The 21,563-nt window shown below is 68.7% G+C and carries 19 protein-coding genes and 1 pseudogene; 12 read left to right on the forward strand and 8 right to left on the reverse strand.

All coding sequences use genetic code 11. The features are described from left to right. Position 1 precedes the first annotated feature (1 nt). Positions 2-373, forward strand: coding sequence for a DUF3209 family protein (locus tag NO887_RS06330; protein WP_256417634.1), 372 nt, complete (start codon positions 2-4; stop codon positions 371-373). Further along, positions 351-1,811, forward strand: a complete 1,461-nt coding sequence (locus NO887_RS06335) for a transcriptional regulator (protein ID WP_256417635.1) — start codon at positions 351-353, stop codon at positions 1,809-1,811. Before NO887_RS06330 ends, NO887_RS06335 begins: the two co-directional genes overlap by 23 nt. Positions 1,812-1,840: 29 nt before the next feature. On the opposite strand, the gene NO887_RS06340 is transcribed toward NO887_RS06335, so the two are convergent. Next, a complete protein-coding gene (locus NO887_RS06340; RefSeq protein ID WP_256417636.1) occupies positions 1,841-4,108 on the reverse strand; it encodes an ATP-binding protein in 2,268 nt (755 codons plus the stop codon). A 34-nt stretch (positions 4,109-4,142) separates the two neighbouring features. Here NO887_RS06340 and cobN point away from each other — a divergent pair, with 34 nt between their 5' ends. Genes cobN through NO887_RS06355 form a run of 3 tightly spaced genes read left to right on the forward strand, consistent with a single transcriptional unit; the run spans position 4,143 to position 9,767 of the window. Next, positions 4,143-8,162, forward strand: a complete 4,020-nt coding sequence (cobN, locus tag NO887_RS06345) for a cobaltochelatase subunit CobN (protein ID WP_256417637.1) — start codon at positions 4,143-4,145, stop codon at positions 8,160-8,162. 28 nt (positions 8,163-8,190) lie between these two features. Then, positions 8,191-8,991, forward strand: a complete 801-nt coding sequence (locus tag NO887_RS06350) for a precorrin-8X methylmutase (RefSeq protein WP_379812350.1) — start codon at positions 8,191-8,193, stop codon at positions 8,989-8,991. Then, on the forward strand, positions 8,988-9,767 hold the full coding sequence (locus tag NO887_RS06355) for a cobalt-precorrin-7 (C(5))-methyltransferase (RefSeq protein ID WP_256417638.1): 780 nt from the start codon (positions 8,988-8,990) through the stop codon (positions 9,765-9,767). The genes NO887_RS06350 and NO887_RS06355 overlap by 4 nt, the downstream gene beginning before the upstream one ends. A gap of 25 nt (positions 9,768-9,792) precedes the next feature. Here the strand turns inward: NO887_RS06355 and NO887_RS06360 are convergent, their stop codons facing one another. The 3 genes from NO887_RS06360 to gatB are packed head-to-tail and all read right to left on the reverse strand — an operon-like array spanning position 9,793 to position 12,030. Beyond that, a complete protein-coding gene (locus tag NO887_RS06360; RefSeq protein ID WP_256417639.1) occupies positions 9,793-10,296 on the reverse strand; it encodes a GNAT family N-acetyltransferase in 504 nt (167 codons plus the stop codon). Beyond that, complete coding sequence (gene samp2 / locus NO887_RS06365; RefSeq protein WP_256417640.1) at positions 10,293-10,511, reverse strand: ubiquitin-like small modifier protein SAMP2; 219 nt, start codon at positions 10,509-10,511, stop codon at positions 10,293-10,295. Before samp2 ends, NO887_RS06360 begins: the two co-directional genes overlap by 4 nt. A 31-nt stretch (positions 10,512-10,542) precedes the next feature. Then, the gene (gene gatB, locus NO887_RS06370; protein ID WP_256417641.1) at positions 10,543-12,030 is read right to left on the reverse strand and encodes an Asp-tRNA(Asn)/Glu-tRNA(Gln) amidotransferase subunit GatB; all 1,488 of its coding nucleotides are present in this window, start codon (positions 12,028-12,030) and stop codon (positions 10,543-10,545) included. 97 nt (positions 12,031-12,127) lie between these two features. On the opposite strand from gatB, the gene NO887_RS06375 reads away from it, so the two are divergent. The 7 genes and pseudogenes from NO887_RS06375 (at position 12,128) to NO887_RS06405 (ending at position 18,602) form a co-directional block, all read left to right on the forward strand. Further along, complete coding sequence (locus tag NO887_RS06375) at positions 12,128-12,823, forward strand: phosphoribosyltransferase (RefSeq protein ID WP_256417642.1); 696 nt, start codon at positions 12,128-12,130, stop codon at positions 12,821-12,823. 15 nt (positions 12,824-12,838) lie between these two features. Continuing rightward, positions 12,839-13,504 carry an HD domain-containing protein gene (locus tag NO887_RS06380; protein ID WP_256417643.1) on the forward strand — a complete coding sequence of 222 codons (666 nt, stop codon included), beginning with the start codon at positions 12,839-12,841 and terminating at the stop codon, positions 13,502-13,504. A 197-nt stretch (positions 13,505-13,701) separates the two neighbouring features. Beyond that, complete coding sequence (locus NO887_RS06385) at positions 13,702-15,123, forward strand: FAD-dependent oxidoreductase (protein ID WP_256417644.1); 1,422 nt, start codon at positions 13,702-13,704, stop codon at positions 15,121-15,123. Positions 15,124-15,209: 86 nt separating this feature from the next. Beyond that, complete coding sequence (locus NO887_RS06390; RefSeq protein WP_256417645.1) at positions 15,210-15,365, forward strand: hypothetical protein; 156 nt, start codon at positions 15,210-15,212, stop codon at positions 15,363-15,365. 11 nt (positions 15,366-15,376) lie between these two features. Beyond that, on the forward strand, positions 15,377-16,375 hold the full coding sequence (locus tag NO887_RS06395; protein ID WP_256418005.1) for a YeiH family protein: 999 nt from the start codon (positions 15,377-15,379) through the stop codon (positions 16,373-16,375). Positions 16,376-16,622: 247 nt separating this feature from the next. Then, positions 16,623-17,057 (forward strand): annotated as a pseudogene (locus NO887_RS06400) (transposase); the annotation flags it as partial. A gap of 237 nt (positions 17,058-17,294) precedes the next feature. After that, positions 17,295-18,602 carry an acetamidase/formamidase family protein gene (locus NO887_RS06405; RefSeq protein ID WP_256417646.1) on the forward strand — a complete coding sequence of 436 codons (1,308 nt, stop codon included), beginning with the start codon at positions 17,295-17,297 and terminating at the stop codon, positions 18,600-18,602. A gap of 85 nt (positions 18,603-18,687) precedes the next feature. On the opposite strand, the gene NO887_RS06410 is transcribed toward NO887_RS06405, so the two are convergent. From NO887_RS06410 to NO887_RS06425, 4 genes are all read right to left on the reverse strand, one after another. Further along, entirely contained in the window at positions 18,688-18,828 is a 141-nt protein-coding gene (locus NO887_RS06410) for a hypothetical protein (protein ID WP_256417647.1), read from the reverse strand. A gap of 109 nt (positions 18,829-18,937) precedes the next feature. Then, the gene (locus tag NO887_RS06415; protein ID WP_256417648.1) at positions 18,938-20,101 is read right to left on the reverse strand and encodes a CapA family protein; all 1,164 of its coding nucleotides are present in this window, start codon (positions 20,099-20,101) and stop codon (positions 18,938-18,940) included. Positions 20,102-20,112: 11 nt separating this feature from the next. Next, a complete protein-coding gene (locus NO887_RS06420; RefSeq protein ID WP_256417649.1) occupies positions 20,113-20,445 on the reverse strand; it encodes a type II toxin-antitoxin system HicB family antitoxin in 333 nt (110 codons plus the stop codon). Positions 20,446-20,524: 79 nt separating this feature from the next. Continuing rightward, entirely contained in the window at positions 20,525-21,550 is a 1,026-nt protein-coding gene (locus NO887_RS06425; protein ID WP_256417650.1) for an NADP-dependent oxidoreductase, read from the reverse strand. Positions 21,551-21,563: the final 13 nt, after the last annotated feature.

Raw genomic sequence — 21,563 nt, forward strand, 5'->3', positions numbered from 1 at the left:
CATGAGCTGTCACGAACTCGAAGCCCTACGACTCGGCCTGATGAACGTCCTCGGCACCGACGACCGCGCCGCGCGCGAACACGCCGAGAAGGAACTGGACGGCGAGTTGTCGGGTCCCATCGAGGGGCTCGCGACCGCCGAGACGCTCGACGAACTCCGTCGCCACCTCGACGCCGCGCTCGTCGACCTCGAGGAGGAGGTCGCGACGCTCGCCGCCGACGACCCCGAGGCTGACTACGTCCGCGGCCGGCTCGTCGCCGTCCGTGACGCCGAGCGGAGCCTCGCCCGCCTTGCGACCCACGGCGACGACTTCCTCGACGGGCTCGGTGAGACTCACCACGACCTCCACGATGCCTTCCCCGTCGAAGAGTGAGGAGTCCGGCGGCGACGCCGTGACGAACGCCTCACAGCCCGACCACACGCTCGCCGGCCACGCCGCCGCGTCGCTGGGCGATATCGATCCCGGCGGATCGCGCCAGCGAGGACGCCGATCCGCGGCCGAGCTGATCGGTGACGCGGTCGTCGTCGGCACCGCCGACGGCGATCTCCGTGCGTTCGACCGCCCCACCGGCGACGCCCCTCCGACCGACAGCACCGGCGACGCTCCTTGCGGTGACGGACGCGAAGCCGAGCGCTGGCATCTTCCGGGCGACGAACCGGTGGTCGCGCTGACGCCGTTCGACGGCGGAGTCCTCGCCGGCACCCGCGGCGAGCGCGGTCTCGTGCGCCTCGTCGACGCCGACGGCTCCGAGCGATGGTGGCTGGCGACGGCAGACGACGTGGGACCGCCCGCAAAGGAGACTCGCTTCTGGTACCCGTTCGTCGCCGCGATCGAAACGCACGGTGACCGAGCGTACGTGGCCGCCCGGCGGTACGAGCGGCGACGCGAGACGGACGCGCAAGCAACCGGCGACGACGCCGGAACCGACGGTGACGCCGAATCCGGGACCGACACCGACGCGAGCGCCCGGCACTTCGAGAGCGTCGTGTACGCGCTCGATCCGGACGGCACCGTCGCGTGGCGGTACGCGGCCGCCGCCTCGCCAATCGCGGTGGCGGCCGGCGGCGACCGAGTCGCGATCGCGTATAATCGCTGTCCCGATCCCGACGCCCACGACGACGGGCTGGTCGTGCTCGATCCCGACTCGGGAGCGGTCCGTCTCCGGTGGGACCCCCGTCACGCGCCGGACGCCGGGGGCGACGCCGCAGCGGCCCGTCCCGTCGGCGATGTCGCGCTCACTCCGGACGGCTACGCGGTCGCGAGCCACGCGGACTACCGGGGATACCTGCTCGATCGCGACGGTACAGTCCGGGCGTCGCTCGACCTCGGCACGCCCGTCGAGCGCTCGACCGACGCCGCTGAACCGGACCGTGTGTACGCCTATCCGAACCACGTTCACACCGGCGACGACGGAATCGCGTTCGTCGTCGGCAACACCTTCCCCGAAGAGGGTCGGGAGACGACGGCACGCCATCCCGCCGAGCACACCGCCGTCGGCGTCGACCTTACCGGCACGGAGCGGTGGCGCGCCGACGTGGGCGGGTTCGCCCACCACGTCGCGGGCACGGACACCGCGCTCGCGGTGCCGGCGGCACAGCACTTCCGCGACCGCGATCCGGGGGTCCACGGGGTCCGCCTGTTCGACCTCCAGCGCGGGACCGTGGCGGCCGCGGACACCGATGGCGTTTCGACCGCGGTCGCGCTCGACGGCGACGCGGTCGCCGCGGTCGAGGAGCCGGTCGCGTACCACGACGGCGACGCCGACGCGCGCGGGGCGTACCGGGTCCACCGCTGGCGACGTGATCCGTAGAGGATACTGTCCCGCCCGCTCCGCGACGACTACCGGTTTCTGGTCTCTCTTTCCCCCGTCCCGCCGAGCTCCCGGTCGACCCGCTCGGCCGACAGCGCCGACAGCGGCACGCGCTCGCCGCCGGTCGAATCGAGCAGTGTCGGGACGACGCCCTCGGCGTCGCCCGCGTCGACGACGAGCGTCCGATCGGCGGCTTCGCGGAGGCGACCGCCGGCCTCTCGGACGGCCGCGGTGGGGCGCTCCGCCCCGTTCGCGCCGCCGTCGGTGACGACGACCGCGAGCGATGCGTCGGCATTGGCGCGCGCGATCGCGTCCGCCGCAGCGTCGACCCCGGCAGCGAGGGGCGTACGATCGCCCGTCGGTAGCTCCTTCAGGTGGCGTGCCGCCCGGCCCACGTCGTCCGTCGGCGGGAGCAGGACGCCGGCGTCATTGCCGGCGAACGCGACCAGTGCGACGGCGTCGCGGTGCTCGTAGGAGTCGCGCAGCAGGTCGATCGCCGCGCCCTTCGCCGCCCGCATCGGTCCGCTCATCGACGCGGAGGCGTCGACGGCGAAACACACCAGCGTCTCGGCGGAGCCCGCGCGAACTGATCGCCGGAGATCCCGCTCTTCGACTCTCTTGCCGCCGCGTTCCGCCGCCGCCCGGACCGACGCTCCGGCGTCGATCCGGTCCGCCGAGGTCGCGCGCTCGGTCCGGACCCGCGGACCGGTTCCGCGCGGTGAAGGGTCCGCGTTCGACCGCCCGGTCTCGTCGCCCGCGACCGACGCTCCGGCCTCGGGTGCCTCCACCTCGGGGGCGACCGCGTCGCCGACGCCGACCCGGTCGGACCCCGGCACCAGCGGCGTCGCCTCCTCGGAGCCATCTTCGCTTTCGTCCGGGGAGTCACCGTCCTCGTCCGAGGAATCGGCACTCTCGTCGTGCGGGTCCGAATGCCGGTCGTTTGCGGCGATCTCATCGGCCGACGCCTCAGGCTCACCGCGACTGTCGCCGTCGCGGCGGTCGGTCTCCCCATCGTCGTCGCTGGCAGCGTCTGCGTCGTCGCCTCGGTCATCTCTCTCGTCACCCTCATCGCGGCCGTCGTGCGCTCCGTCGCGCTCACCGGAGCCGTCACTCTCGTCACCGCTGTCAGTCTCGTCTCCGTCACTTCCATCAGCCTCGTCTTCGCGTTCGTCGGTCTCTCCGTCCGCCGTTCCGTCGGTGTCGTCGCCGGCGTCTCCCTCTCCGGATTCCGGGTCGTCGTCGCCGAGATGCTCGTCGATCAGGTCCTCGGCGTCGGCCGACTCCTCAAATGGATCGGTGCGGAGGCGGTGCGGCAGCGCGAACGACGCGGCCTCGCGCACGTCGCCCTCGATCACCCGGGTGCGGCCGTCCAGCGCGGCGAGGGTGCGGGCGCAGCGCGCGGCCGCGATGTCCGCGCGGTGGCCGTCGACGCCGGCGTCGCGACACAGTTCGACGAGGTCGCGAACGAACGAGTCCGGAAGCGTCACCGATCCGAGACGCTCGCGGGCGTCGGCGATCGCGGCGGCGGGATCGGCGAAGGCCGGATCGGTCGGCGTGTCACCGGGGGTATCGCTAGCGGCTTCGGCGGCACTGTCGCCCTCGGCGTCGCGGTCGAGCGCTCGGTCGACGACGGCCATTCGATCCTCGGTCGCGTCGAGACCGGTCACGTCGACGGCGAGGTCGAACCGGTCGCGGAGCTGCGGTCTGAGCGCGCCTTCCTCCGGGTTCATCGTCCCGATCAGCGTGAATTCGGCGGGGTGCGTCAGCGAGACGCCGTCGCGCTCGACGGTGTTCACGCCCGAGGCGGCCGCGTCGAGCACCACGTCGACGAGGTGGTCGTCGAGGAGGTTCACCTCGTCCACGTAGAGGACGCCGCGGTTCGCGCGCGCAAGCAGCCCCGGGTCGAACGCCGCGTCGCCGTCGAGCGCGTCGGCGACCGACAGCGACCCCACGACCGCCTCGCGGGTCGCCCCGAGCGGAAGCGTGACGAACGGTGCCGGCCGGACCGCGACCGGGAGGCTCGCCCGCCGGCGACACGACGGGCACTGCCGGCTCGGGACGTCGGGCGGACAGCCGTACCGGCAGTCGGCGACGACGCGCTGTTCGGGGAGATACGAGGCGAGCGCACGGGCGAGCGTCGACTTGCCGGTTCCCTTCTCGCCGCGAACGAGCGCGCCGGCGAGGTCGCCGTTCGCGCCGACTGCCGAAAGCGCCCGCTTCAGTTCGGTCTGGCCGACCACGTCGTCGAACTCCGCGGCCGGCGTCGGTGGGTTTTTGTCGCTGCCTTCATCAAGCACAGTTGACTTACAGCAACGAGGATTTACAAACCTTATGACGACACTCGGACTCTACACGGCGACCGAAAACGAACTCGGGTCTGCGGCCGCCGCCGCGGACGAGACGACAGTCGACCTCCTCGCGCGCTCGAAGGGTGACCTCGACGACCCGGCCGACGTGGACGCCTTCCTCTCGTCGCTCGTCGAGGCCGACGCTGCGGCGGTCGTGTTGTGGCTCCACGGAGGAACCGACAGCATGCCGGGCTACGAGCGGGCGACGGCCCGACTCCGCGAGGCGGGAATTCCGATCGTCGTGAAGGCGACCGGCGACGCGTTCGCCGCCGAGGACACGACGGCCGACGAGGCGGTCGCGGAGCGCGTTCGCAAGTACCTAGAGCGCGGCGGGACCGCGAACCTCGCGAACCTCCTGCGATACCTCGCCGACACCTACGGTGCGTCGACCGACGCGCCGGCCGACGGTTACGCGTACGACGACCCGGTCGCGCTGCCGTCCGAGGGGGTCTATCACCCCGACCACCCGGGCGCGGACTACGAGGAACTGACCGCGACGTTCGACTCCGACACGCCGACGGTGGGCGTGTGGTTCTACGAGTCGCACTGGACCCACGAGAACACGCGCTACGTCGACGCGCAGGTGCGGGCGCTCGAAGCGCGCGGCGTCGACGCGCTCCCGATCTTCTGTAACCCCGCCGGCGACGAGGACGGGTGGGACGCGGAGCGCGTCACCGACGAGTGGCTGCTCGACGACGGTGAGCCCGTCGTCGACGCGATGTGCTCGTCGTTCATGTTCGCGCTCTCGATGGACGAGCGCGGCCGCGACGCCGACGACGAGGGCGCGGACGCCGAGTCGGTGTTCCTCGATCGGCTCGGCGTGCCGGTGCTCCAGACGGTGACGACGATGCGGTCGCGCTCGCGCTACGAGGCCAGCGACACCGGCGTGATGGGGTTCGAACTGGCGCTGTCGGTGGCGCTCCCGGAGTTCGATGGCAACGTTATCACCCATCCCATCTCGGGGAAAGAGCGCACGGACGACGCCGCCGGGATCGGCTCGGCCCCGAAACAGCACTACCCGATCGACGACCGGATCGACCACGTCGCGTCGCTCGCGGTTAACTGGGCGCGGCTGCGACACCGCCCGCCCGACGAGGCCCGCGTGGCGGTCGTGCTCCACAACTACCCGCCGAGCGACGACGGCATCGGCACGGCGTTCGGCCTCGATACCCCCGCGAGTACCGCGAATCTGCTCGCAGAACTCGACGACCGCGGGTACGACCTCGGCGCGGGAGACCATGGAGCGGGGAGAACCGACGCGAGCGGGAGCGGAGACGACGTGGCCGGCCCGCCAGCCGACGGCGAGGCGCTCATCGACGCGCTCACCTCGCAACTCACGCTCGACGACCGCTGGGTCGCGCCCGAGGACGTTCGCGACCGCAGCGTCGACACGGTGTCGCCCGACACATATCGGACGTGGTTCGACGGCCTCGACGACGACTTCCGCGAGGCCGTCCTGACGGAGTGGGGCGACCCGCCCGATCGTCCCTTTGCCATTCCGGGCGTCGAGTTCGGCAACGTGCTCGTCACCGTTCAGCCGCCGCGCGGCTTCGGGATGGATCCTTCGAAGGTGTACCACGACTCGGACCTCCAGCCCCCGCACGACTACGTCGCGTTCTACGGCTGGCTCCGGGAGTCGTTCGACGCCGACGCGGTCGTCCACATGGGCACGCACGGGTCGCTGGAGTGGCTCCCGGGCAAGACCGTCGGGCTGGACTCGTCGTCCGCGCCGGACCAGCTCATCGGCGACCTGCCGAACGTCTACCCCTACGTGATCAACAACCCCGGCGAGGGGACGCAGGCGAAGCGCCGGTCGTACGCCGCGGTCGTCGACCACCTGACGCCGCCGATGGCCAACGCCGGGACCTACGACGACCTCGCCGAACTGGAGGAGCTGGCCGACCAGTACCGCGAGGCCGGGACGACCGACGCGCGCCCCGACGACGGCGAGCGGCTCGAAGACCGGATCCGCGAAGCGGTCGACGACCTCGACTTGGCGGTCGAACTCGGTGTCGCGGGAGAGATAGACGAGCAGGCCGACGTGCGCGGTCCTGACGCGGCCGGATCGACGCTCGCAGAGGGGACGGTCGAAGGCGACACACTCGCCATCGACGACCTCGTCGAGCGAATCCACGCGTACCTGACCGACGTGAAGACCACTCAGATCCGGATGGGGTTGCACACGCTCGGCGAGCCGCCCGCGGGCGACCGGCTCGTGGAGTATCTCGTCGCGCTCACCCGACTTGAGAACCCCGGCGCGCCGAGCCTCCGCGAGTCCGTTGCGGGTGTCCTCGGCGTCGACTATGACCGGATGCGCGCGGAGCCGGGCGCGTACGACGAGCAGTTGGGGATGACCTACTCGGAGGCGGCCGACCGCGTCCACGAGGTGAGCCGCGACCTCGTCGCGACGCTCGCCGAGCGCGGCTTCGACGTGCCCGAATCCGAACGAGAGGCCGGACCCGACGACGAGGTCAACATGAACCTGCTCGTCGTCGATGTCGACACGATCGGCGACGCTCGGGCGAAATCGGGCGCACACGACGACCTCCGTAAGGCGCTCGCGTACATCTGTGAGGAGGCCGCTCCCCGCGTCGGCGGCGCGCGAGCCGAGGTCGGCAACGTCGCGGACGCGCTCGCCGGCGAGTACGTCCCGCCGGGGGGAAGCGGCGCGCCCACGCGCGGCGGCGTCGATCTGCTCCCTTCGGGCCGGAACTTCTACACGCTCGACCCGCGGAAGGTGCCCGCGCGCGCGGCGTGGGACGTGGGACGGGAGGTCGCCGAGGGGGTCCTCGACCGCCATCTGGAGGAGAGCGCGGCGCAACGCGCCGCGGAGGAACCGAGCGGGGAGGGGACCGACCCGCGAGTCGAGGGCGAGTATCCGGAGGAGGTCGGCGTCGTCGCCTGGGGGACGCCGACCGTCCGGACGCGCGGGGAGACGATCGCGCAGGTGCTCGCGCTTTTGGGCGTCGAGCCGGTGTGGTCAGACGCCGGTCGCGTCGAGGACGTGGACCCGATCCCGCTTTCGGACCTCGATCGCCCGCGGATCGACGTGACGACGCGCGTCTCCGGGCTGTTCCGCGACGCCTTCCCCGCGGCGGCGGGCGTGATCCACGACGCCGTCGACGCGGTTGTCGACCTCGACGAACCCCACGAGATGAACTACGTGAAAAAACACGTCGAGGAGGAGACCGAGGAGCTCGCCGCCGCGGGCGTCGACGACCCCGAGTCGGCCGCGACACATCGGGTGTTCACGACGACGCCCGGCGGCTACGGCGCGGGGACGAACAAGGCGGTCGACGAGGGCGAGTGGGAGGACCGCTCCGACCTCGCGGACGTGTACACGCAGTGGGGCGGCTACGCCCTCGGCAAGCGCGGCCGCGTGAGCGAGGCACACGACGCCTTCGAGCGGCGGCTCTCCGGCGTCGAGGCGACCGTGAAGATCGAAGATACCGACGAGCAAGACGAGTTCGACTCCTCCGACTGGTACGCGTTCCACGGCGGGTTCATCACCGCGGTCACGGAGCACGCGGGTGAAGAGCCCGCCTCCTACGTCGGCGACTCCTCGGACCCGGACGACGTGCGCGTCTACACCAACGAGGAGAAGGTCCGGAAGGCGCTGCGCTCGCGCGTGTTGAACCCGCGCTGGCTCGACTCGATGGAGGAGCACGGCTACAAGGGTGCCGGCGACCTCTCGACGACTGTCGACGTCGTGCTGGGCTGGGACGCCACCACCGGCGTCGTGAGCGACACCCTCTGGGAGGCGGTCGCCGACGCGTACGCCTTCGACGAGGACCGCCGCGAGTGGCTCGCTGACGTGAACCCGTGGGCACTCGATTCGATCACCGACACGCTGACGGAGGCGATCGACCGCGGGCTGTGGGACGCCGACGCGGAGACGGAAGAGCGCCTGCGCGACCTGAACCTCCACGCCGAGGGCGCGATCGAGGAACGCGAGTCGCGCGGCGACGCGGACGCTCTCGCGGGGCGCGCGGACGACGATTGACGATCCGACTGAGACCCATACCACCACAATGAGCGACACACCGGAGACATCCGACGCGACAGCGACGACGAGCGAGACCGGCGAGGAATCGAACGAGCGGGAGGCGTACGCCGACCTCGGAGCGACGACCGAGGCGGCGATGGACATCGCCGAGACGAGCATGGACCGCGTCCACGAGCTGGTGCCACAGGAGACGCTCGCGGATCGTCTCCGCGCGAAGTCGGTCCACGCGACCGGCGATCCGGAGTTCCAGCATCTCGTCCGCTTCACCGGCGCAGACAAGGATGAGCCGGTCCGCGCCGGCGCGCGAGCAGTGCTCGACGAGCGCCCGATCGTGACGGACATCACGATGGTGAAAGCCGGGATCACCGGCCGCGGCCACGACTGCCCGGTGCGGAAGGCGATCGGCAACGGTGCCGAGCTGGCCGCCGAGACCGGGATGACGCGCACCGCGGCGGCCGTGCTCGAACTCGACCGCGAGAGCGTCTACGACGGGGCGATCGCCGTCGTCGGGAACGCGCCGACCGCGGCGCTCGCGCTCGCGGACTGCATCGAAGACGGCACGCGGCCGGCCGTCGTCGTCGCGACGCCAGTCGGCTTCGTGAAGGCCGCGGACTCGCGCGAGCGGCTCCGAGAGGTCTGTGCCGCCAACGGCGTGCCCGCGGTGACGAACGTGGGCCGCCGCGGCGGGAGCGGTCTCGCGGCCGGCCTGACGAACGAACTCGTCCACGTCGCAAGCGACGTTCGGGACGGGGAGGTCTCGCTAGAGACCTCCAATAGGTCGAGCGGCGAGGATCGCGAGCCGCGAGACGGGGAAGTCGAACTGTGAACGGCGACGACTCGCCCGTTCCCGACCTCCCCGACCTCCCAGACAAGCCGGCCGAGGCAGCGAGCGCGGTTCCCGAGCGATCACGAACCGACTCCGAGGACAGCCCGGTCCACGCGGTCGGGATCGGTCCCGGCAACACCGAGTTCCTGACGCGGCGCGCGGGGCGACTGCTTCGGGAGGCGGACGTCGTCGTCGGCTTCGAGACGGTCGTCGAGTTCGTCGCCGACGAGACCGAGGCAGATCTCATCACCTGCGGCTACCGCGACGAGCCCGAAGCGCTCGGCCGGTTCGCCGCCCGCGTCGCCGACGGTGCACGCGGCGTCGCCGTGCTCATGGGCGACCCCAACCACTCCGGCTACCAGTTCCTCGGCAAAGTCGAAGCCGCGGTCGACGCGCCGGTCACCGTCGTTCCCGGCATCTCTTCCGTGCAGATGGCGGCGAGTCGCGCACGCACACCCCTTGAGGAGTCCGTCTTCGAGACGCTTCACGTCAGGGGCGACCTCTCGCCCGCGCTCGCCCGCCTCCGCCGGGCCGTCGGCGACCGCCACCTGATCGTGATCCCCCGGCCGTACGACTGGATGCCCGAAGACATCGCGGCTGACCTCGTCGACGGCGGAGCCGACCGCGACCGCGCTTCCCTCGTCTGCGAGCGGCTGACCCATCCCGACGAGCAGATCACCCGAACTGACCTCGAAACGCTCGCCGACGGGGCGGGCGGCGACGGCCCCGAAGATAGTGACTTCTCGGATCTGTCCGTGCTTGTCGTTCGCGCGTGAGTCGAGGGAGCGTCGATCAGTCGGCCTATTCGACGGAGTCGTCTCGAACGCGCTGGCGACCCCAAAACCGCCCGTCACTACCGTCGTCGTCTGCCACCGAAGCGACGTCGAACCCGAGATTCCGATAAAATCCCGTCAGTTCGGCGTCGAACTCAGCGGTGACGGCCCGCGTTTCGGGATCGCGCTCACCGCGCCGAACCTCCCCCGCGACGAGCGCGGAGCCGATTCCCCGGCCGCGACGCGGCCGGCGGACGGCGACGGCGTCAACGTGGAGCCGTCCGGGCTTCGGCCGCGTGGCGACCAGCGCGCCGACGACCGCGCCCGTTCGATCGAAGCGTGCGACGACCGCGTCGCCGTCGCCGATCGCCGCGCCGACGAGTTCGGCGTCCGTCTCCAGCATCGCGGCGTCGAGCACGCGGAGTATGTCGAGTCGGTCGTCTGGAACAGCGGGCTCGATAACGACGCCGTCGGGCGGCGAGGCTGCCGGACCGCCGGGCGCTTCGCCGGACGGATCGCGTTCTCCGCTCACGCGTCCGTCGGCGTCGCCCCGCCCTTGATGAGCCTGAGCAGTCGGACCTCGTCGGCGTCGACGACGCGGTCGCCGGGGACGGGCGAGCCGTCGACGAGAGCCGACGCCTCCTGCGGGTGATAGCCCGCGGCGCGGATCAAGTCGTCGTAAGTCGCGTCGGCGTCGAGTTCCATCTGCTCTGTCTCCCCGCCGACGACCTCGACGGTGACGTTCATCGGCGGCGCGCCTCGGTGCGTTTGTCCACGACTACCCGTCCAGCTCCTCGCGGAGCAGCCCGTTCACGTCGCCCGGGTCGGCGCTGCCGCCGGTCGCCTGCATCACCTGTCCGACGAGGAAGTTGATCGCGCCCTCGTCCCCGTCGTGGTAGTCGGCGACCGCGTCGGGGTTCTCGTCGATCGCATCCGTGACCGCGGCCGCGACCTCGTCGCTTTCGGCCACGCCGAGTCCCTCTCGCTCGATGACCGTCTCCGGATCGTCGCCCTCGTCGAGCATCTCGCGGAGGACGACCTCCTCGGCGTTTTTCACCGTCAGCTCCTCGTTCGCGACGAGTTCGACCAAGCGCGTGAACTCGTCGAGTCGACCCTCAACGTCCGTAATCTGCATCTCGCGGTAGTTGAGTTCGCCGAGCAGGTTGTCGGCGACCCACGTCGCCGCCAGTTCCGGGTCGAACTCGCTCGCCACGTCCTCGAAGAAGTCCGCGACCGCCTTCGTGGAGGTGAGCTTCGAGGCCGCCTCGCGGTCGAGCCCGTACTCCTCGCGGAAGCGCTCGCGACGGGCGTCTGGCAGCTCTGGGATCGGAATCTGCTCCTTCCAGTCCGACACTTCAAGTGCCGGCAGGTCCGCCTCGCGGAAGTAGCGGTAGTCCTTTTCGGCCTCCTTCGAGCGCATCGAGACGGTGACGCCCCGCGCCTCGTCCCAGTGGCGGGTCTCCTGTTCAATCTCGCGGCCGCGCCGGAGCACGTTCTCTTGGCGGGTGATCTCGTACGCAAGCGCCTGTTCTGCGCCCTTGTGACTGGAGATGTTCTTCACCTCGGCGCGGTTCACGTCCTCCAAGGCGTCGTCGGTGATGGTCCCGTCGTCTGCGACGTCCTCCTCGGGGACCAGCGAGACGTTGGCGTCGACGCGGAGGCTCCCGTCGCGGGTGGGGTCGAAGACGCCGAGATACTCCAAGACCTCCTCCAGTTTGGCGAGGAACGCCCGCGTTTCGGCCGGCGAGCGGAAGTCCGGCTCGGTGACGATCTCCATGAGCGGCGTGCCCGCGCGGTTGTAGTTCACCAAGGTGTGCGTGGCGCTCTCGATGGAGCCGCCCGCGTGCTGGATGCTACCGGGGTCCTCTTCGAGGTGCGCGCGGGTGATCCCGATGGTCCGGGTTTCGTCGTCGACGCGGACCTCAAGTTCTCCCGATTGGCAGATCGGCGCGTCGTACTGGGTGAGCTGGAAGTTCTTCGGCAGATCAGGGTAGTAGTAATTCTTCCGGTGGAACGTCGTCGTCTCGGGGATGTCGGCGTCGATCGCCTTCCCGATCTTCACCGCGGCCTCGACGGCCCCCTCGTTGAGGACCGGCAGCGCGCCCGGCAGCCCCAGACAGGTCGGACAGGTGCGCGTGTTCGGGTCCTCGTCGTCTCCGGGCTCAGTCGAGCAGCCGCAGAAGATCTTCGTGTCGGTCTCGAGCTGGACGTGAACCTCCAGCCCGATCACGACCGTCCGCTCCGCCGTCGCGGCCTGCGTACTCATTACCGACCCGTTGTGAGCGGGCCACCTAAATCGTGTCGGGAGCGCTCTGGGGACGTTGCTAAACCCTTATCAGCGCGCGGGTGGGACGAACGGCCGTATGAGCGACCTCCCGGACGACTTCGACTGCACCCTCACCAACTGGGAGTACATCTACGGGCTCTGCCGCAACGTCTCGAACGCGGTGAAGCGCGCGGACTTCGAACCCGATGTTGTCGTCGCGCTGGCGCGTGGCGGCTGGTTCGCGGGGCGGTGTATCTGTGACTTCCTCGGGCTCGACGACCTGACGAGCCTCAAGATGGAACACTACGTCGGGGCCGCAGAGAAGACCGACGAGCCGCAGATCCGCTACCCGATGCCGGAAGGTAGCGTGAAGGGCAAGAACGTCCTGATCATCGACGATATCGCGGACACGGGCGGGTCGATCCGCCGGGCCGAAGAGTACGTCGAAGACAGGGACGCGGGCGACGTGCGAACCGCCACGCTCCAGCTTCTGGGCACCTCCGAGTTCCAGCCCGACTTCGTCGGCGAGCAACTCGAACAGTGGACGTGGGTGGTCTACCCGTGGAACTTCCTCGAAGACATGATCGACCTCACCGAGGGGGCGATGGAACGCGCCGACCAGACCGTCTTCGATCGGGAGGACATCCGTCACTACCTAGAGGAGTATCACGGCATCGGCCGCATCGAGATGGAGGTGGCTCAGCCCGACCGGCTCGGCGAGGTGCTAGATGAGATGGTCCGTCGAGACGTGGCTGCCCGGACCGGCGAGAACTCGCTGACGCTCGTCCAGTAGCTCGACGCATGCGCGATGTCTGACGACTCCGACGACGATCTTGTTCCGAACGACGGACCTGAGCCCACGCTCGACGCTGTCCTCGACGCCTACGCCCTCAAAGACGAGCGGCGCACGGGGTGGCAGCTCCGCGGCGTCGACGACCCCGAGTCCGTCGCCGCCCACACCTGGGGCGTCGCGTACCTCGTGTTGGCGCTCGGCGACCGCTTTCGCGAGGATCTTCCCGGTGTCGACCTCGACCGCGCGCTCCGGCTCGCGGTGGTCCACGACGTGGCCGAAGCGGAGACGGGCGACATCGCGACGCGCGCCGACTCGACGGCCGAACCACCGGACCCGGCCGCCAAGGAAACGGCCGAACGAGAGGTGATGGCCGACCTCGCCGCCCCGCTTCCCGACCGCGTCCGCGACGCGTGGGAGACCTACGAGGACCGCCAGTCGCCGGAGGCCGTCCTCGTCAAGGAGTGCGACCTGCTCGATGTCTGCCTACAGGCCGTGATCTACGAGCGCGGCGACCGGTACGATCCCGCCGCCGGCGACCCGGGAGCCTTCCGCGAGTACGACGACCTCGACGAGTTCTTCGCGACGACTGAGCCCCGGCTGCGGACCGAGACAGGCCGTGACCTATTCGAGCGGCTCCGCGAGCGGTATCGGAGCGTTCGAGACACACCGGACCGCTCGTGACCCGGAGCACTTGTGACACGTCAGGCCCTCCTGAATCGGATCGCTGGTGACGCGTGGGCCACCCACCCCAACTTTTTTCGACGATCGTCGTACACTCTAAACGACGTTTGTAGGGCTTCTACGGGGGGATTCCGCGCAGAGATGGCAAAATGGTTAACCGGGGAGTTCGTCTCGGGACGTGAGAGCTTTCACCACGCATGTCCGAACACACAGATCTGATCATCGTCGGCGGGGGGATTAGCGGGGCGTCGCTTCTCTACACGGTGGCGAAGTTCACCGACGTGGACGACGTGACGCTGATCGAGAAGGAACGGGAGATTGCGGCGGTCAACTCCCATCGGACGAACAACTCCCAGACGCTACACTTCGGCGACATCGAGACGAACTACACCCTCGAAAAGGCCGAGGAGGTCAAAGAGGGCGCAGAGCTGCTCGCGGGCTACCTCGAAGGGACCGACCCCGACCGCGAGATGCACAGCAAGCGGAGCAAGATGGTGCTCGGCGTCGGCGACGACGAAGTCGCGGCGTTAGAAGAGCGCTACCACGAGGAGGGGTTCGGTGACCTGTTCCCGAAGCTCCGCGAGATCGGCCGCGACGAGATCGAAGAGCTGGAGCCGAAAGTCGTCGAGGGGCGCGACCCCGGAACGGAACTCAAGGCGCTCCAGACGCCCGACGGCTACGTCGTCGACTACGGCGCGGTCGCGCAGTCGTTCGTCGATGCCGTCCGCGGGCAAGAGGGCGTTTCCGTCCATCTCGGCACCGAGGTAACAAACGTCGACGAGGGTGACGAGGGGTTCACGGTCGAGACCGACGACGGTGACTTCGCGGCCGATTCGGCGGTCGTCACCGCCGGCTCCCACAGCCTCCAGTTCGCGAAGGAGATGGGCTACGGCGAGGACATGTCGCTTCTGCCCGTCGCTGGCAGTTTCTTCCTCGCCGACGACCTGCTGAACGGGAAGGTGTACACGCTGCAGATGAAGAGTCTCCCGTTTGCCGCGGTCCACGGCGACGCCGACGTTCACGACGACGGTGTCACCCGGTTCGGGCCGACCGCGAAGCTCGTGCCCGCACTCGAACGCGGCGAGATATCCACTGTCAGTGACTTTGTGGACGTGTTCGAGCTTAACGCCTCGTCGATCCTGAGCTACGCCAACATCCTCGCTGACCCCATCCTCTTCCCCTACGTCACGAAGAACCTCGTGTACGACGTTCCCGCGCTCGGCAAGCGCGCGTTCCTCCCGCACGTCCAGAAGGTCGTCCCGACCGTCGGGGCCGACGACATCCAGCGCGCGAAGGGATACGGCGGCGTGCGCCCGCAGATCGTCGACACCGACAACAAGACGCTCGACATGGGCGAAGCGAAGATCACCGGCGACGGCATCCTGTTCAACATCACGCCCTCGCCGGGCGCGTCGACGGCGCTGAAGACCGCGATGATCGATGTCCAGACCGTGCTCGACTTCTTCGACGGCGAGTACGAGTTCGACGAGACAGCCTTCCGCGACGCGACCATCGAGAACTTCCCCCGACCCGACGATATTGAGGATAATTCTGCCGCTTCTGAGGTCGACGAATCCCCCGGTGACGACGACCCCGTCGCCGCCGAAGCCGACGACTGAGTTCGATCGCGTTCGGTTTCTCTGTTTGCCCTCCGAGTTGTGCCGCGAGCGATATCGGTAAGTAGTGCCGTGATGACGGACACGTAATGACATCGGACGCCGGACCGTCCGCTACCGATCGACCCGCGTCACCGCTCGTCGACCGCTGGACCGCACTCGATCGGGGCTGGCAGGCGCTCGTGCTCGGGCTGGGTATCGTCGCCGTTCACCTCGCGATCCAACTCGCGGTCGGCTCGCCGTGATGCGGCACGCCGTGACTCGCTCCGCCGCCGCCGTTTGGACGTACGTCCCCGGCTTCGCGCTGCTCGTCGTCGGCGCGCTGCTGGCGAACGGCGTGGCCGGCGCGGTCGACGGCCTGCAGCCGCTCGTCGTCGCCGTCGGGCTCGGCGCGCTCGTCGGGAACACGGTCGGCACGCCGGCGGTCGCCGAGCCGGGCGTCGGCGTCGACAAGCTCTTCTTGGAGACGGGGATCGTCCTGCTCGGCGCGGCGGTCGTGATCGAGGAGTTCGTCGCGGCCGGACCGACCGTCCTCGGCCTCGTCGTTCTCGCGGTCGGTGGCGGGCTCCTGCTCGCGGAGGCGATCGCTCGGCTGCTGTTCCGGTTGCGCGGGGCGACGCCCTCGCTTCTGGCCGCGGGCGCGAGCATCTGCGGCGTCTCCGCGGTCGTCGCGATCGGTCGCGTGCTCGACGCGCGCGGCTCGTCGATCACCTTTGCGGCCGCCACCGTCCTGCTGTTCGACGCCGTCACGCTTGTCGCGTTCCCGCTGGCCGGTGAGTGGCTCGGCCTGACGAGCCGCCAGTTTGGTGTCTGGGCGGGCGTGAGCATGTTCTCGACGGGGCCCGTTGCGGCCGCCGGCTTCGCGCACTCGCCGGAGGCGGGCCAGTGGGCGACCGTGACGAAGCTCGCGCGCAACTCCCTGCTGGGCGGCGTCGCGGTCGCGTACTCGCTGGTGTACACGGCGCGCTCGGCGACCGACCCGGGCGTGCGTCGGCTGTGGTCCGAGTTCCCGAAGTTCCTGCTCGGGTTCGTCCTCGTCGCCGCGATCGCCAACAGCGGCGTGCTCTCGCCGGCCGCGCTCGACTCCATCGGCCGCGTCTCGGACGCGCTGTTCACGCTGGCGTTCGTCGGGCTCGGCCTCTCGATCCGGCTGCGGGAGATGCGCGAGGTCGGTGGTGCGGCAGTCGGGGCCGTGCTCGTCCACCTGCTCGTCGTGAGCGCGCTCATGCTGGCGGCGGTCCGCTGGCTGCTCTGATCGACTCCCGCAGTTAAGTGGCGAGCGCGCGCACCACCGCCATGAGCACCATCGGCTTCATCGGCGGCAGCGGCATCTACAGAGAACAGAGGAGAGAGCCCACGGCTTCAGCCGTGGGGTGAATCCGACAACTGGGAAAGAAACCACGCATCAAGATCCTCCCGGATATTCACTCTGTTAGCTCGTCCAATCCTGCCTCTAACACCTCTATATATGCTTCCGAAAGATCCAAATCGATCGCTTCTGCGTAACCGACTTGCTTGAGACGCACTGGTCAGCCGATACCAACGCGAAGACGCACAACTTCTGGGCGTTCAGGAAGTTCACCGAGCGACTGGCCTGTACCGCCGAAGAGTACGGCATCTCGGTGGAGATTCGGTCAGAAGCGTGGACGAGTCAAGAGTGTCCAGACTGTGGGTCAACTGATCGAACAACGCGGCATCAGGACACGCTCACGTGTCTGTGTGGGTTTGAGGGCCACGCCGATCTCACAGCATCGCGAACATTCCTCGAGCGGCAGACAGACGAAGCAGTCAGGCCGATGGCACGGCCCGTGCGATTCGAGTGGGACGACCACGAGTGGTCGGAGATATCATACTCTCCTGAGAGGGACAGTCCCAAAGAGGAGCGCACAAACCGGAGTACCAGTACTGGGAAACTTGCCTCTGGGGAGACGGCATAGCCACTATCCCACCAGAGGAATCCCACGACTTCAGTCGTGGGAGGATGTCAATACGTTCCGTATCGAACCGTCTCGGAGTATCAGTGAGTGCTCGCCTGGAAGTCGAAACGTCTGATTAGCTCTCCGGAGCTCTATCTCTCGGCCATGCACGGACGATCACGCCAGTCCAGTCTATCTGCCACGACGGATTCCGCGAACACTAGCGTTATTCCGCTGTGCACCGTACAGTCCTGTGGTATGTCACAGCAAGGCGTTCAAGAGGAGCTGTACGTCGACCAGTACACGCTCGGGCTGGTCGGGCCCGACCAGGAGTGGGCCGGGACGGTCGCGGACGGCGGGACGGTCACCACGTACACGCCGCCGGGGTGTTGGGGGCCGATGGTCACGCCGTCGTTCCGGGGCGGCCACGAGGTGACGCGGCCGATCCGCGTCGAGGGCGCGTCGGTCGGCGACGCCGTCGCCATCCACATCCGCGACGTGGAGGTGACGAGCATGGCGACGAGCACGGGCTCGATGGCCGAACGCGAGGGGGCGTTCACGGACGACCCGTTCGTCGACCACCGCTGTCCCGAGTGCGGGACGACGTGGCCCGACTCCGTCGTCGAGGGCACCGGCGAGGACGCGATCCGCTGTGCGGAGTGCGGCGCGAACGCCTCTTCGTTCGGCTTCGAGTACGGCTACACGGTCGCGTTCGACCACGAGAACGCCGTCGGGATCACGCTCGACAAGGAGGGCGCACACGAGCTGGCGCTCGACGCCGAGCGCGTGATGGACATCCCCGAGAACTCCCGGCAGCACCCAATCTTGCTGTACGAGCCCGACGGGATGCCCGGCACGCTCGGTCGCCTCCGGCCCTTCATCGGGAACATCGGCACGACGCCGTCGGTGACGATGCCGGACTCGCACAACGCGGGCGACTTCGGACAGAATCTGATCGGCGCGGACCACGACTACGGCGTCGAAACCGAGGAAGACTTAGAAAAGCGGACGGACGGGCACATGGACATCCCCGAAGTCCGCGCGGGCTCAACCCTGATCTGTCCGATCGACGTCGACGGCGGCGGAGTGTACGTCGGCGACCTCCACGCGAATCAGGGCGACGGCGAACTCTCGTTGCACACCACCGACGTGAGCGGTACCGTCACCTTCGATGTCGAGGTGATCGAGGGGCTCCAACTCGACGGGCCCGTCCTGCTTCCGAACGAAGAGGATCTCCCCTTCATCAGCAAGCCCTACAGCGACGACGAGGTGGCGGCCGGGCACGACCTCGGTGCCGAGCATGGCGTCGACGTGGACTCCGAGATGGCCCCGATTCAGGTGGTCGGCTCCGGCGCGACGGTCAACGACGCGACGCAGAACGCCTTCGATCGCGCCGGACAGCTCCTCGATATGAGCGAAGGCGAGATCCGAGCCCGGTGCACCTTCACCGGCGGCGTCCAGATCGGTCGATTGCCGGGCGTCGTCCAACTCGACATGCTCGCGCCGCTGGACCTGCTCGAAGACCGCGGGCTCGACGGCGTGGTGCGCGAGCAATACAGGCTTTGACGGTTCGAAACCCACCTGTCCTTCCGGTGCAAAACGCACCGACACTTGGTTGAACAGGTAGGCTGCTGCCCGTGCCAAACGACCGTTACTCGGTTTCGAGGGCGTCGTAGATGTCTCGGTTCGTGTCTCGATCGCCCGCCGCGACTCGGCGAACGAGTTCCCGCCGGATGTCTTCCATCACTTCATCGAGTGGGGAGCCGGATTCCACTCTGTCCTCAGTCGCCATATCTTCTCTCTCGTCCCGAGCGCCGTTAATCATTCGGGTGTAAACCACAATATCCCAACCCAGCGGCGCGGTGCCGTGGGAATCCTCGCGCTTCAGCGCGGGGAGGATGTCAATCGCCGAGCGGAATCGTGAGCTGTCCGTCCTCCCGTCGAACCGGCGTACCGTACGGCTGCGAGCGTTCGGCGACGGTGTCACGGACCCACGTCGCGACCTCGCCCTCGGCCAGCGTCGCCGCCTCGTCGACGATGTGGACGGGCACGACTTCGAGCTCGACGAGGTCGCCGTCGCGCACGATCAGCTCGAAGAGCGCGCTGCGCTTGTTGTGGACGCCCTCCCGATCGATGTAGTCGACGTAGTCATCGACGAAGTCGCCGGCGTCGTAGATGATCGGCGAGCCGTCGTACACCTCGACGCCCTGTAGCACGTGCGCGCTGTGGCCGTGGACGATGTCGACGCCGCGGTCGATCAGCCACCGACCGAACCGCTCGTGGACGGCTCGTGGTTCGGTTTCCCAGTTCGGTCCCCAGTGTAGCGAGGCGACGACGAGGTCCGGATCCAGTTCGTCGGCGCGATCAAGTACGTCGTCGACGAGCGCTCGCGTCCCCGGCCGCCCGGGATCGAGTGTCGCGTACGCGGTGCCAGGCTCGTCGTCGGTCGCCGCGAACGCCGTCGACTGATCCGTGAGTCCGAATACTGCGACACGGATGTCGCCCGCCTCGAACACCGCGGGTTCGAGCGCAGTCTCCCGATTTGTGCCCGCACCCGCGTGGGCGATGTCAGCGTCCGCGAGGTGCGTTCGCGTGTCCCGTAACCCCTGCTCGCGGTAGTCGAGGATGTGGTTGTTCGCGAGCGAGACGAACGACGCGCCGGCGGCCTCCAGTGCGGGTATCGCGAAGGTGGGCGGCGACCGGAAGTAGTACGTTTTGTCCGGCCACTGCTCGCCGCGATCCGATATACAACACTCTAGGTTGGCGACGAGTCCGTCGAGCGCCTCCAGTCGCGGGAGCGTCGACCCCCAGACGCTAGTGGAGTCCGCATCGCCGTCGTCGACCCACCGGTCCGTGACGCTCCGGCCCAACATGAGATCGCCGACGAAGCCGATGCGGGTGTCGTCGCCGTCGGCGGTGTCGTCCTCGCCCGTCGCATCGCCGTTTCCATCCGCATCGCCTCGGTTCTCATCGGGTCCCAGCGGTGCGCCAGCACAGCCGGCGAGGCCGACGAGACCCGCGGCCCCGGCACCGCCCGCGGTCAGCAGGTTCCTGCGCGTCTGCATCGGCTGATGATTCATCCTTGCGGCGGATCCATCTCCTCGGCCAACTGTCGAGAGCGTTCCGCACGTTCTCGGTAGCCTTCCGCGAGCCGCTCTTTGTCTATCGGGGGTTTGATCGTGATCGCGTCGGCGTCCACGCTGATCTCGTCGAGAAACAGCTTTTCATCGTCTATCGGGTCGCCGCCGCCCGCATGGAGAGTCAACGCGTCCGCGAGTCGAGAGAGTGCAATCGGCTTCGACGTGCCAGACGCGGTGACGCCCGACGCAACATCACGCGCCGTTACGAGGTCCGCTTCATAGGTGAACTCCACTCCGTCGCCGCAGTCGTTTTCCGAAGTGGTCGCCATTGCCTGCAGTAAGGCGTGGTATCGGTGAAAAGCGTTCTGACGGGTGATTCCCGTCTCTGGGTTGTGCCGGTTCTCAGAGTTATTCCTCGCCTGAGGCGGGAGCCACCCGGACCACCTGCTTGCCGATGTTGTCGCCGGCGAAGAGCCCCAGGAAGGCGTCGGACGCGTTCTCTAACCCGTCGACGACCGTCTCGCGGTGGCGCAACTCGCCAGCCGCGACCCACTCGCCGAGTCGCTCGCTCGCCACTTCAAATCGGGTCGCGAAGTCGCTCACGAGCAGTCCCTCCACCTTCGCGCGCGGCGCGATGATCTGCGGGAGCTTCCGTGGTCCCGTCGGTACCTCTTCGTCGTTGTAGTGAGAGATCTGCCCGCAGACGGCGACGCGCGCGTCGAGGTTCAGCTTCGTGAACACCGCGTCGGTGATGGGCCCGCCCACGTTGTCGAAGTAGACGTCGACGCCGTCTGGCGCGGCCGCATCGAGTGCGTCGCCGTAGTCGTCTGTCGTTTTGTAATTTATCGCGGCGTCGAAACCGAGGTCGTCGGTGAGCCACTCTGTCTTCTCGTCGGTGCCCGCGAAGCCGACCACGCGACAGCCGTTGCGCTTGGCGATCTGGCCGACAACGGAGCCGACTGCACCCGCTGCGCCCGATACGACAACGGTGTCGCCGGGCTGTGGCTCGCCGACCTCCAGCAGGCCGAAGTAGGCCGTCCGGCCGGGCATCCCGAGCACGCCGAGGTAAGCCTCGGGATCGGCGACCGTCGGATCGACGGGGGCGACGTCGTCGGCGTCGAGGGTCGCGTAGTCGGCCCACCGGCCCTCGCCAGTGACGAGGTCGCCCGCGTCGTACGCGTCGCTTTCGCTCTCGATCACTTCGCCGACGATGCCGCCTTTGAGCGCGTCGCCCACGTCCCACGGCTCGGCGTACGACTCGGCGTCGCGCATCCGGCCGCGCATGTACGGGTCGACGGAGAGGTATCGGGTTCGAACGAGGAGTTCGCCGAGATTGGGGGAGGGAACGTCTGTCTCGCGCAGCTCGAAGCAATCTAGGTCGGGTTCGCCGTCAGGGCGGGCGGCGAGGACCCACTCGCGGTTGGTGTTCGTCACGGTCGGGGTTGGA

Source organism: Halorubrum laminariae (genome assembly GCF_024494655.1).
Taxonomy (GTDB): Archaea; Halobacteriota; Halobacteria; order Halobacteriales; family Haloferacaceae; genus Halorubrum; species Halorubrum laminariae.